This window comes from Actinoplanes sp. SE50/110, assembly GCF_900119315.1.
Lineage (GTDB): Bacteria > Actinomycetota > Actinomycetes > Mycobacteriales > Micromonosporaceae > Actinoplanes.
The window spans coordinates 5,844,339-5,856,503 of record NZ_LT827010.1; the positions used below are offsets into that span (position 1 = coordinate 5,844,339).

Below are 12,165 nucleotides of genomic sequence, written 5' to 3' on the forward strand. Positions count from 1 at the left end.
CGCCTAGACTTCGGCGCATGCTCACCATGCAGGAGGCTCTGGCCCGGTTGACGGCGTACTGGACGGAGCAGGGATGCCTGATCGTCCAGCCGATGAACACCGAGGTCGGAGCGGGAACCCTGAACCCGGCCACCTTCCTGCGGGTGCTCGGTCCGGAGCCGTGGCGGGTCGTCTACGTGGAGCCGTCGGTGCGGCCGGACGACTCCCGGTACGGCGAGAACCCGAACCGGCTGCAGACCCACACCCAGCTGCAGGTGATCCTGAAACCGGACCCGGGCAACCCGCAGGAGCTGTACCTCGGGAGTCTGGCGGCGCTGGGCATCGACGTGGCCGCGCACGACGTGCGGTTCGTGGAGGACAACTGGGCCTCGCCGGCGCTCGGGGCGTGGGGGTTGGGCTGGGAGGTCTGGCTCGACGGGCTGGAGATCACCCAGTTCACGTACTTCCAGCAGGCCGGTGGGCTGAACCTGGACCCGGTGTCGGTGGAGATCACCTACGGCATCGAGCGGATCATCATGGCGCTGCAGGACAAGCAGCACTTCAAGGAGATCGAGTACGCGCCGGGGGTCAGCTACGGCGAGGTCTTCGGCCAGGCCGAGTACGAGATGTCCCGCTACTACCTCGACGACGCGGACATCGACGCCAACCGGCGGCTGCTCGAGCTGTACGCCGGTGAGGCGCAGCGGATGATCGACGCCGGCCTGCCCGTGCCGGCGCACAGCTACGTGCTCAAATGCTCGCAGGCCTTCAACGTGCTCGACTCGCGGGGCGCCGTGTCGACCGCCGAGCGGGCCGCCGAGTTCGGCCGGATGCGCCGCCTCGCCGGGGAGGTCGCCAAGCTCTGGGTGGCCCGCCGCGCGGAACAGGAACACCCGCTCGGCACCACCGGGGAGCCGGCGGCGGCCCGCGCGGCCGGCAGCACGCAGACCGGGGACACGCCGCGCACCCTGCTCTTCGAGATCGGCACCGAGGAACTGCCGCCGGCCGAACTGCGCAACGCCCGGGAGCAGCTGCTGCGCCTGGTCACCGAGGGCCTGGCCGGCACCCGGCTGGGGCACGGCGAGATCCGCGTCTTCGGCACGCCGCGACGGTTGATCGCGGTGGTCCAGGCGGTCGCCGCCCGCGAGGACGACCACGTGCGCACCGTCAAAGGCCCCAAGACCCAGGCGGCGTACGCCGCGGACGGCACCACCCCCACCAAGGCGCTCGACGGGTTCCTCCGCGGGCAGGGCGCGACGCTCGCCGAGCTGGAGACGGCGGAGTTCAACGGCGTACCGCACGTCGTCGTCCGCAAGCCGGAGGCCGGTGGCGCGGCGCCGCAGGTGCTGGCCGCCGTCCTGGCGAAGGTCGTCGGCGGCCTGCGGGCCGCCAAGAACATGCGGTGGAACGACCCGAAGCTGGCGTTCAGCCGTCCGCTGCGCTGGCTGACCGCCCTCTGGGGCGACGACGTGGTGCCGGTCGCGGTGTCCACGCTGGCCGCCGGCCGGCAGACCCGGCTGCTGCGCACCGCCGTCCCGCCGGTCGCCGAGATCGCGTCGGCCGAGACGTTCCTGGAGACGCTCGGCGTCAACGGGATCGTGGCCGACCACGAGGACCGCCGCGAGCTGATCGTGGTCGGCGCGCAGGACCTCGTCTACCCCGACGGGAAGGTGGACGTGGCCGGCGAGGCGGCGCTGATCGACCAGATCACCGACCTGGTGGAGCAGCCGCTGCCGCTGCTCGGCACGTTCGACGAGGGTTACCTGACGCTGCCCGACGCGGTGCTGACCACGGTGATGCGCAAGCACCAGCGGTATCTTCCGGTCCGCGACGAGGACGGCCGGCTGCTGCCGATGTTCGTCACGGTGGCGAACGGGCCGGTCGACGTCGAACTGGTCCGCTCCGGCAACGAGGCGGTGCTGCGGGCCCGATACGAGGATGCCCGCTTCTTCTACCGGGCCGACCTCGACACCCCGCTCGCCGAGCTGAAGGCCCGGCTGGACCGGCTCACCTTCACCGACAAGCTGGGCTCGATGGCCGACCGGGCGGGCCGGATCGGCGCTCTCGCCAAGCAGCTCGCCGAGCGCCTCGACCTGGGCTCGCCGACCCTGGATCGGGCCGCCGAGCTGGTCAAGTTCGACCTGGGGTCGCAGCTGGTCACCGAGATGACCAGCCTGGCCGGGGTGATGGCCCGGGACTACGCGCTGCACGCCGGTGAGTCGCGGCCGGTGGCCGAGGCGGTCTTCGAGGCGGAACTGCCGCGCAACACCGGGGACGCCCTGCCCCGGACGCTGCCCGGCGCCCTGCTCTCGCTGGCCGACCGGCTCGACCTGGTGGCCGGCCTGGCCGCCACGGTCGGGCTGCCGACCGGCTCCAGCGACCCGTTCGCCGTCCGCCGGGCGGTGCTCGGCCTGCTCGCCGTGCACCGGGCCACGCCCGAGTTCGCCGACCTGTCGCTGGTCGACGCGCTCACCCTGGCCGCGGCCGCGCAGCCGGTGCCGGTCGCCGCCGAGGTGCTTCCGGCGGTGGCCGACTTCCTGGCGAAACGTCTGGAGCAGGCACTGACCGAGGAGGGCCGGCCGGTCGACCGGATCCGTGCGGTGCTGCCGCACTTCGCCCGCCCGTCGGTGGCCGACACGCTGCTAGCGCAGCTCGCCCCGGCCGTCGCCGACCCGGATTTCGCGGCGGTCGCCGCGGCGATCCAGCGGGCCCGGCGGATCGTCCCGGACGGCACCACCGCGCGGTACGACGCGGGCGCCCTGAAGGAGCCGGCCGAGCTGGCCCTGCACGACGCGGTCACCGCGGTCCGCGCCGCTCTCGGCCCGGATGCGGGCACCGATCTGCCCCGCTTCGTCGCGGCCACCGGTCGGCTGGTGACCCCGGTCAACACGTTCTTCGACGACGTCCTGGTGATGGCCGACGACCCGGCGATCCGGGCGGCCCGCCTGGGCCTGCTGGCCACCGTCCGCGACCTGGGTGACGGTCTGCTGGACTGGCCGCAGCTCCGCCTCTGACCACGGACCCGCCCGGGCCGCGACCCCTTCACCGGACCGGCCCGGGCGGGAAACGCCTCTCCCCACCGACCTGGGCGCGGGACACCTCGCGCCACGGGCTGAGCTCACCAGACCGTTCCCGCTCACCAGACCACCACCGCTCACCGGTCTCCCTAGGACGCCGGCGGCCGTCCCGTCCGGGGCGGGGCTGAGGGGCAGGCCGTCCCGGCCACGGCGGAGCGGAGGGTCAGGCCGGGCGGCGGGCGCGTGGACCGGGACGGCCTCGGATGATCCACTCAGCGACGATGATGTTGATCCCCCAGCCGGCGCCCATCAGGAACGCGCGGGTCCCGACACCGGGTGTCCCGGCGATCAGCTCGTAGGGAAGGTGGGTGAAGACCTGCGTGCCGGCGCCCATCGCCAGCGCGTAGGCCCGGATCATCCAGGCGCGGTGGGCGGCGATGTCCCGCCGGCGGATCGTCACCACGGCCAGGACCAGCGCGGCGAGCATCCCGGTGCCGACGACCAGCCGGGTGAGCTCCAGTACCGGACCGTCGATCGGCGGCAGATCGTAGAACACCGCCATCCACAGGCCGCTGACCGCCACGATCACGCCCGCCCCGACCAGCACCCGGCCCGCGATCCGGTGCCAGCCCGGGTGCCGGCGCCGGAAGGCGGGCGCGAACTGGAACGCACCGAGCACGCTGTAGACGATCGCGCCGATGATGTGCGCCACCACCGGGAGCGGCATCGCGAAGAACCGCGCGTTCTCCTCGGTGACCGGCGCGCTCGTCGCCAGCTCCCCGAGCCGGTGTGCGCCCGCGATCGACGGCACCAGGCTCAGCGCGATCAGACCCGCCGGGATCCGCCAGCCGCCACGCCGCCGCCGCTGCGGACGTCGCGCACCGCGCCCTTCCTTCGCGGCATCCTTCCCGGCGCGGCCGGCAGGCACGTCCCCGCCGGCTCGCATCCTGTCGTCGTCCGGTGCCCGATCGATCCCCGCCGCAGTGGTCATGCGTCGATGGTCGCGGCCGGGAGGATTCCCGGCACCGGTCCAAAGTACGGTTCGGACCCCGGAGGCGGATTCAGGGAAGAACCGTACTTTCGGCCGTTACCGGCGCCCGGTCTCGTATGCCCACATCGCGATCTCCACCCGGTTCCGCGCCCCGAGCTTGGTCATCAGGCTGGCCACATGGGTCTTCACGGTGCTGAGGCTGATGTGGAGGTCAGCGGCGATCTCATTGTTCGTCCGCCCACCGGCGACCGCCGCCAGGACCTGCTCCTCGCGTTCGGTCAGCGGCTCGGCCGGCTGCCGCGACGCGCCCCGGTGCGGGCCCCGGGCGAACTCCCCCAGCAGCCGGGCGGTCACCGCCGGAGCGATGATCGCGTCACCGGCCGCGGCCGCCCGCACCGCCTGGCCCAGCAGTTCCGGCCCGGCCTCCTTGAGCAGGAAACCGCGCGCCCCGGCCCGCAACGCCCCGTACACGTGCTCGTCCAGGTCGAACGTCGTGATCACCACGACCGCCAGCGGGTCGGCGACGCCGGGCCCGGCGAGTTCCCGGGTGGCGGTGATGCCGTCCACGCCGGGCATCCGGATGTCGAGCAGGCACACGTCGGGCCGCAGCCGCCGGGCCAGCTCGACGGCGTGATACCCGTTCGCCGCCTCGGCGATCACCTGGATGTCCGGCTGCGCGTTGAGGATCAGGGTCAGCCCGGTCCGCACGATCTCCTGATCGTCCGCCACCAGCACCCGCACGGTCATCCGACCACCCCGCCCGGACGGGGACGAGCCGGCAGCGACCGGGAGGCGGTCATCGGGTCACCGCGCCGGGGAGGATCGGCCGGGGCAGGACGGCCTCGACGCACCAGCCACGATCGGCGGCCGGGCCGGCCGTGCACGTGCCGCCCAGCAACTCGGCGCGCTCACGCATGCCGCTCACCCCGTACCCCGCCATCGTCCCGGACCGCAGCGGACCCGGTGCCGCGCCGTCGTCCTCGACCCGCAACCGCACCTGCGTCGCGTCCGCCGCGACCCGCACCGTGATCCGGGTCGCGCCCCGTGCGTGCCGGCGGGCGTTGGTGATCGCCTCCTGGGCGATCCGGTAGATCGCCGCCCCGATCGCCGGCGCCACCGCCCCCAGATCCGCCCCGACCTCGATGTCCACCCGCGGTCCGGCGCCCGTCGCGAGACCGATCAGGTCGGCGAGCCGGGGCGCGTCCGGTTCGTCGGTGCGCAGGGCGCGGATCACGGTGCGCATCTCGGCCAGCGCCTCCTTGGCCTCGGTTTCGATCAGCCGCAGGGCGTCCGCGGCCGCGTCCGGGTGGGCGGCCGAGGTGGCCAGCCCGGCCTGGGCGCGGATCGCCATCGCGGAGACGTGGTGCGCCACCGTGTCGTGCAGGTCGCGGGCGAGACGTTCACGTTCGCGCAGCCGCACCTGCTCCCTCTCCCGCGCGCGGGCGCCGGTCCGGTAGCGTACGGCCGCACCGAGTGCCAGGATCGCCCCGGCCAGCACCGTGCCACCGATCGTGTCACCGACGTCGACCTGCCCGAACGCGTACGCCAGGGCCTGTTTGCCGACGATCACGCCGAGCCCGATCGCGATCTGCCGGCCGGAGCCCCAGCGGAACAACGCATAGGGCAGCAGCAGAAGGTAGGCCAGCGAATACTCCTCCGGCGGCGCGCCGTCGGTGAGCAGCGGGGCGAGAAGCGTGGCGGTGACCATCGCGGTCACCGCGAGCAGCGGACGGCTGCGCCGGATCAGAAGCGCCGGAGCGAGGCCCGCGGCGAGCGCGACGGCGACCATCCGGTGCGGAAGATCGGGACGAAAGACCCCTTCGAGCACGGCGGCGGCCATGCAGACGGCGACCAGGAGCCCGTCCCGCCAGGACAGCGGAGGGGCGCCGGGAGGACTCGGTTCTCCCAGGAGCGAACGCAGGGGCACGGGCACGAGCAGATCGTACGGTCGCCCGGAAGCATTGTCGTATGCCCGATCCGGGTTGTCGGCATGTCAACGCCGAGCTGACCGCCGTCGCCACCGGAGGCAACGGGTCCCGCCCGAGCCGCGAGGCTCGCCGGCCGCCGGCCGTGACGGCGCCATGATGGCGGAGGACGAGGGGAGGCACCGCGGGGCACTCACCGGCGAGCGAGACACGCCTGCCGATCTCCGACCGGTCGGGACGAGATTGGCCGGGCGTTGGCGGACACGCCACGAGATCGTCGCCTGGGCGACGCATGCGTCCCGTCGACTGCCTCTCGGTGAATCCGGCCACCGTGGCCGGACCCGGGATTCCGTGGAGGAAACGTGGCAGATCGCCGTCAGGTGCTGCGCTTCGGCGCGGTGGCCGCCGCCGCTCCGGCGCTGGGTGGGGCCGTCGCGAGCCCGGCGTTCGCCGGTGCGCAGCAGCACACCGGTGCCGGACACCGGCCCAGCAAGCACACCACCTCGCTGGTGGTGGGGCACCGGGGTGCCTCCGGGTACCGTCCGGAGCACACCCTGGCCTCCTACGAGCTGGCCGCCCGGCTGGGCGCCGACTACCTGGAGCCCGACCTGGTCAGCACGAAGGACGGGGTGCTGGTCTGCCGGCACGAGCCGGAGATCGGTGGCACCACGAACGTGGCGTCGCACCCGGAGTTCGCCGACCGCAAGCGCACCATCGTCCTGGACGGGGTGAGCGTCACCGGCTGGTGGACGCAGGACTTCACGCTGGCCGAGCTGAAGACGCTGCGCGCGGTCGAACGGCTGCCCGGCGTCCGGCAGCACAACACGCTCTTCGACTCTCGGTTCGAGGTACCGACCTTCCAGGAGCTGCTCGACCTGCGCAAGCGGCTGTCCAGGGAGCTGGGCCGCGACCTCGGGGTCATCCCGGAGACCAAGCACCCCACGTTCTTCCGCAACCTCGGGCTGGAACTGGAGACCCCGCTCGTCAAGATCCTGCGCCGCAACGGGCTGGACCGCCGCGGCGCCAGGGTCTGGATCCAGTCCTTCGAGTCGAAGAACCTGCACGCGCTGGCCGACCGTCATCGGGTGGAGGTTCCGCTGATCTTCCTGACCAGCGCGTCCGGCACCCCGTTCAACGACTCGCGCACCTACGCCGACTACCTGTCCCCGGCCGGCCTCGAGGAGCTGTCCGAATACGTCGACGGTGTCGGCCCGGACAAGAGCCAGATCATCCCCCGCAACGCCGACGGCACCCTGGCCGCGCCGACCAGCCTGGTCAAGGACGCGCACCACGCCGGCCTGCAGGTGATCCCGTACACCTTCCGCGCGGAGAACCAGTTCCTGCCCGCCGAGCTGCGGGTGGGCACCGACCCGAACGCCTACGGTCGGGCGATCGACGAGCAGATCACGTTCCTGCGCACCGGCATCGACGGGCTCTTCACCGATCAGGCCGACATCGGCGTACTGGCCCGCAGCCTGGCCTGAGGCCGGCACCGGCCGCGGTGAGGCGGCGCCGCGGTCCGGCGTCAGCTCACGGCCGGGACCGGCGCATCGGTCTTCACTGATCCGCCGTGGGTTTCCGAGCCGTCATGGCGATGGCCCGGTGGTTTCCCACCGGGCCATCGCAAGCCGCCGCGAACCGTCGCTTCGACGCGGTCACTGCTCGGGGCGATCGCTGACGGGAGCAGCCTCCCCGCGGCGTGATCGTTACTTCGGGACGATCGTCGGGTAGATGTGCTCGAAGCTGAGTTTGTCGCCGAAGCCGGTGGCGACGATGAAGGTCAGACCGAGCAGGACGCCGGCGATGACCACCGCGAACAGCAGGTAGCCGAGGACCGTGCCCAGCGGGTGCTTGGCGCCGGCCGTGACGCCCGACGGGCCGACCGAGGCTTCGCCCGCGCCCCAGGCGAGGGAGCGGATGCCGAGGGCGAAGAGCACCGGCAGGCCGGCGCCGAGAACCAGGCCGGCGAGCAGGACCCGCCACGCGCCGTCCAGCGCGAATCCGAGGTTGTGCATGTCAGCTCCGCTCAGTTCTTCGAGGCCACGCGGCCCGGGTCGGTGGCCGCCGTCGCCGGCGAGGTCAGCGAGGCCGGGGAATCAGGAACCTTGACATCCGACGCCGGGTCCGCGCCGAGAAGGATGGCCGGCGCTTCGGGGTCGGCGGCGAGGACGACCGCGGCGTCGGCGGGGGCCGCGGGCGACGAGGTGTCCCAGTCGTCGTTGACGTTCTCCGAGGAGACGTGGTGGGCCCGGGAACGCAGCCACATCGCGACCGAGGCGGCGACCAGCAGCAGGAAGACGACGACGGCACCGGGGACGCCGCCGATCAGATGGCCGATCCACCACATCGCGGCGCCGATCACGGCGGCCGCCGGGAGGGTGATCAGCCAGGCCGCGACCATCCGGCCGGCGACCGCCCAGCGGACGGCGCCGCCGGGGCGGCCCAGGCCGGAGCCGAGGACCGAACCGGTCGCCACGTGGGTGGTGGACAGGGCGAACCCGAGCTGGCTGGACGCCAGGATGACCGCGGCCGCGCCGGACTGGGCGGCGGTGCCCTGCGGCGGGTTGATGTCCGTCAGGCCCTTGCCGAGGGTGCGGATGATCCGCCAGCCACCCAGGTAGGTGCCGAGCGCGATGGCGAGGGCGCAGGCCACCTTCACCCACAGCGGGATGTTCTTGGTGTCGTGCCAGTCACCGCTCGCGATCAGGGCGAGGGTGATCACGCCCATCGTCTTCTGCGCGTCGTTGGTGCCGTGCGCCAGGGAGACCAGCGACGCCGATCCGATCTGGCCCCACTTGAAGCCCTTCTCGGTGAACCGGGCCGCGATCCCGCCAGTGATCTTGAAGATCAGCCAGGTGCCGGCCGCGGCGACGACCGCCGCGATCACCGGGGAGAGCACGGCGGGCAGCAGTACCTTGCCGACCACGCCGTCGAGCTTCGATCCGTCGCCGTTCCAGTTCACGCCGGCCCAGCCGAGCCCGGCCACGGTCGCGCCGATCAAACCGCCGAACAGCGCGTGCGACGAACTGGACGGCAGGCCGACGAGCCAGGTCAGCAGGTTCCACACGATGCCGCCGACCAGCCCGGCCAGGATGATCAGGAGCAGTGTCGTCCCGCCGTGGGCGAGCAGCGCGGCTTTCGGCGCCCCGGACTTGTCCTGGATCTTGACGACCGCGTTGGTGACGGTCAGGGCCACCTCGACGGAGAGGAACGCGCCGATCAGGTTCAGCACTCCGGAGAGCGCCACGGCGGTTTTGGGCCGCAGCGCCTTGGTGGCGATGGAGGTGGCCATCGCGTTCGCCGTGTCATGGAACCCGTTGGTGAAGTCGAAGGCGAGTGCCGTCACGACCACCAGCGCGAGGATCACGGATGTTTCAGTCACGGGCTGATGGTGAACGGTCGGCCCACCCCGCTGCCAGTGGGCGAACGTAACGTGTACAAGATTCCGCGTTCGTTAACCTTCTGTTTCCCCAAATGTTGCTTTGGGTAGCGGATCTAGAACGCAGAGTATCTGTCAACAAAGGACAGATGAATATCAGTTGTCCGTTCCGGGCGCGCCAAACCCGGCAAATCACCCAGGCGGTAGAGCGGAACCACCGACTATCAATCATCCACCGTCGATGTGAACGGCCGGGCGTCGCACGGATGCGGCGCATGGGCGCCGGGAGCCACGGTAGGCCGGCGTGGCCGGCTCGCAGGTCGATGGCCCTAGATCGGGATCAGGCGGGCGGCGAGCGCGACCATGGTCAGGTCGCCCTTACGCAGCTTTTCGGCGGAGTCGACCTCGCCCAGGGCTTCCAGCCGGACCGAGGAGGCGTCGATCAACGCTTCCTCGCCGTCCAGGAGGCGGCGGGCCATGCGGGCCTGGGCCGGGCTCAGCTCGGCGTACGCGCAGCGGTCCAGGGCGGCGACCGTGTCCTCGTCGAGGGTGCCGGCCATGGCGCGCTCGGTGACGACCTTGAGCAGCCAGCTGGGCCACCAGGCGTACTTGCCGATCACCTGGCCGGAGTGCAGCGCGGCGGCCGGGTCGTGGCCGGCGGCGAGGAGTTTGACGGCCAGGGTGGAGTCGAAACGTTCCAGGCGGAGGGCGGCGACGAAGGCACGAAGGATGACCTGGCTCTTCAGGAACTCCTCGGCCTCACTGGCGGCGTCGCCGGTCTTGCCCTCCAACAGGTGGATCAGGGCCTGGGCCTCGCGCAGCTCGAAACCGTCGCCGGAGCGCTCCTGGAGGCGGGCGACGGTTTCGACGAGGCGCTGTACGCCCTTGGTGGCGCGCTCGGCGAGTTCCTCGCTGGCCGGCTTGTTCAGATGCCGGACCATCACTTCGAGGGCGATCTCGGCCTCGCGGCGCAGCAGCGGCGAGGAGATCTTCGGCGCGATCTCGTCGCCCAGACTCTCTGTGAGGATGGCCAGGTCGAACTTGTCGGACGCCTGCTGGAACTGGTCCCACCACGATGCCGGGTGCCGCTGCTGTCGAATCACGCAACTAAGCGTGACCCAACGATCACGCTACGACAAGTGATTCAGATATCAACCGAGAAGCGCCACAGGATTGAGGAATCCGGATTTGACCAGGGTGCGGCTCAGCGGACGGGTCAACTCGGCCAGTCGCCGGCAGCCGTCATCGCCGAGAATCCGGTAGGCCGGCTCGGCCAGCCGGTCGGTGGTGGCCTCGATCTCGGCCCGCAGAGCCCGTCCCGCCTCGGAGAGCTCGTCCCGGGTCCGCTCGCCCGTTCCCGCGGCGGCGGCAGCGGACGCCGCGGCGAACGCCGAGGCGGAAACAGCCTTGGAAGCGGAGGCGGACGGGGCGACAGCGCCGGGCGTGGAGGCGGGATCGGGCGCGGCGGCTGCGGGGGCCGCGGAGGGGCTGAGCAGACCCCGCGCGCGCAGGGCGTCGGCGGCCGCCGCCCACTGCTCCCGCTTCCAGCCGCGGGTGCCGCGCAGGAAGCGCTCCTCGATCTCGCCGCTGGCCACGTGCAGCACCACCGATTCGAGTCCGCTGATCCCGGCGCTCAGTAGGGCCGCCAGGTGCCCGTCCCCGCGGAACTCGCGGAGCAGCATCTGGGCGTGGAACAGCACCAGGTGGGGCGCGGTCGGCCAGGGCAGGCCGGCGTGCGCGGCGAACAGCGGGCGGCCGTGCGGCATGGTGGACGCGTGCCGGGCCGCCGTGCGGGCGAGGTCGGCGGCCTCGGCGATCTCCGGGCCCGCCAGGGTTTCGGCGCCCAGACCGCGGGTGAGCGCGGCGTCGGCGATCGCCAGGCGCGTCTCGACCATCTGCTGCGGGGAGGCGACGTCCCAGGCGGCCGGCAGCACCTTGCCGATCACGGACGGATTGAAGTTGTAGAACGTGGCGGCGACCAGCTCCGGCCCGGCGGCACCCAGGGCGGCGGCGCGCAGCGCGAAATAGCCACCCATCGGATCAAGACCCAGTCGGCGGTACGCCGCGGCCGCCTCCGGCACGAAGTAGACCAGCGCGTGCAGTGGCTCGGTCACCCGCCAGGCGAGTCGGGACGGGCTCTCGGTCACAGTTCCCACGGCAGCTCCTCGGCTTCGGCGACGACAGGAGCGGCGCCCGAATGGTTCGGGGCCGGTCGTCCGGACACCGTATGCCACCTGCCGGAGCGCCGGGTGGCCTCCCTGATCACCAGATGCACGGGCAGCGGTGGCGGCGGGAACGGCCCGGTCCCCCAGCGCACCCAGATCGCCACCCGGCCGGCGGCCGCCTCGGCGAGCAGTTTGTCCACGGTTCGCTGCCGGTCCAGCCGGTCCACCTCGATCGCGATCGGCGCGGCGCCGCCCGGCCGGGCACAGGCCACGTCCAGCACGGAATTCCCGTGCAGCGGCGGCGGCATCGGCACCACGCTCGGCGCGCGCCGATAGACGCGCCACCGCTGTGCCGCACCCCACGCCACGACCGCGTCGATGATCCGCGCCGTCGCCTCCGCCTCGGGCAGGTCGGTGAAGCTGAGCCGCTCCAGCCACGCCGTCAGCGCATGCGCCGTGAATGTGCCGTCGTCCGCCGTGTCCATTCCCGGGAACTCTACTGGCGTCACCGGCGCCGACCTCTGCACGATCACCCCCCTGGTGGCAGAGCACGGCAGCCGCCGCCACGCAGCGAACCCACGGCGTGACGAAAGGCGACGCGGTAGGGCGCGCGGCGCGGGAGGGCGCGCGACGCGGTAGGGCGTGGCGGGACGGGAGGGCGTGGCGAGACGGGAGGGCGTGGCGAGACGGGAGGGCGTGGCGGGACGGC

At 72.5% G+C, this 12,165-nt stretch carries 10 protein-coding genes; 2 read left to right on the forward strand and 8 right to left on the reverse strand.

Features of this window, described 5'->3' with window-relative positions:
• The first annotated feature begins 17 nt into the window (after nt 1-17).
• Nucleotides 18-2,993, forward strand: a complete 2,976-nt coding sequence (locus tag ACSP50_RS26180) for a glycine--tRNA ligase (RefSeq protein WP_014692309.1) — start codon at nt 18-20, stop codon at nt 2,991-2,993.
• A gap of 226 nt (nt 2,994-3,219) precedes the next feature.
• On the opposite strand, the gene ACSP50_RS26185 is transcribed toward ACSP50_RS26180, so the two are convergent.
• From ACSP50_RS26185 to ACSP50_RS26195, 3 genes are all read right to left on the reverse strand, one after another.
• Entirely contained in the window at nt 3,220-3,987 is a 768-nt protein-coding gene (locus ACSP50_RS26185) for a DUF2306 domain-containing protein (protein ID WP_231956719.1), read from the reverse strand.
• Between the two features lie 96 nt (nt 3,988-4,083).
• Entirely contained in the window at nt 4,084-4,734 is a 651-nt protein-coding gene (locus ACSP50_RS26190) for a response regulator transcription factor (RefSeq protein ID WP_014692311.1), read from the reverse strand.
• 49 nt (nt 4,735-4,783) lie between these two features.
• On the reverse strand, nt 4,784-5,920 hold the full coding sequence (locus tag ACSP50_RS26195) for a sensor histidine kinase (RefSeq protein WP_014692312.1): 1,137 nt from the start codon (nt 5,918-5,920) through the stop codon (nt 4,784-4,786).
• 354 nt (nt 5,921-6,274) lie between these two features.
• Between ACSP50_RS26195 and ACSP50_RS26200 the strand changes: the two genes are divergently transcribed.
• Nucleotides 6,275-7,396, forward strand: coding sequence for a glycerophosphodiester phosphodiesterase (locus ACSP50_RS26200; RefSeq protein ID WP_014692313.1), 1,122 nt, complete (start codon nt 6,275-6,277; stop codon nt 7,394-7,396).
• A gap of 222 nt (nt 7,397-7,618) precedes the next feature.
• Here ACSP50_RS26200 and ACSP50_RS26205 read toward each other — a convergent pair whose 3' ends face one another.
• The 5 genes from ACSP50_RS26205 to ACSP50_RS26225 all read right to left on the reverse strand — a co-directional run bounded on the left by ACSP50_RS26205 (nt 7,619) and on the right by ACSP50_RS26225 (nt 11,941).
• Nucleotides 7,619-7,927, reverse strand: coding sequence for a hypothetical protein (locus tag ACSP50_RS26205; protein ID WP_014692314.1), 309 nt, complete (start codon nt 7,925-7,927; stop codon nt 7,619-7,621).
• 11 nt (nt 7,928-7,938) lie between these two features.
• Complete coding sequence (locus ACSP50_RS26210) at nt 7,939-9,294, reverse strand: inorganic phosphate transporter (RefSeq protein ID WP_080128015.1); 1,356 nt, start codon at nt 9,292-9,294, stop codon at nt 7,939-7,941.
• Nucleotides 9,295-9,620: 326 nt separating this feature from the next.
• The gene (locus tag ACSP50_RS26215) at nt 9,621-10,394 is read right to left on the reverse strand and encodes a hypothetical protein (RefSeq protein WP_014692316.1); all 774 of its coding nucleotides are present in this window, start codon (nt 10,392-10,394) and stop codon (nt 9,621-9,623) included.
• A 48-nt stretch (nt 10,395-10,442) separates the two neighbouring features.
• Complete coding sequence (locus tag ACSP50_RS26220; protein ID WP_014692317.1) at nt 10,443-11,447, reverse strand: hypothetical protein; 1,005 nt, start codon at nt 11,445-11,447, stop codon at nt 10,443-10,445.
• Nucleotides 11,435-11,941, reverse strand: coding sequence for a hypothetical protein (locus ACSP50_RS26225; RefSeq protein ID WP_014692318.1), 507 nt, complete (start codon nt 11,939-11,941; stop codon nt 11,435-11,437). Before ACSP50_RS26225 ends, ACSP50_RS26220 begins: the two co-directional genes overlap by 13 nt.
• Between the last annotated feature and the right edge of the window lie 224 nt (nt 11,942-12,165).

Excerpts from the sequence above, each read along its gene's own strand:
- ACSP50_RS26180 (WP_014692309.1), top strand. The coding sequence starts at position 18 with ATGCTCACCATGCAGGAGGCTCTGGCCCGGTTGACGGCGTACTGGACG.
- ACSP50_RS26185 (WP_231956719.1), bottom strand. The coding sequence starts at position 3,987 with ATGACCACTGCGGCGGGGATCGATCGGGCACCGGACGACGACAGGATG.
- ACSP50_RS26190 (WP_014692311.1), bottom strand. The coding sequence starts at position 4,734 with ATGACCGTGCGGGTGCTGGTGGCGGACGATCAGGAGATCGTGCGGACC.
- ACSP50_RS26205 (WP_014692314.1), bottom strand. The coding sequence starts at position 7,927 with ATGCACAACCTCGGATTCGCGCTGGACGGCGCGTGGCGGGTCCTGCTC.
- ACSP50_RS26225 (WP_014692318.1), bottom strand. The coding sequence starts at position 11,941 with ATGGACACGGCGGACGACGGCACATTCACGGCGCATGCGCTGACGGCG.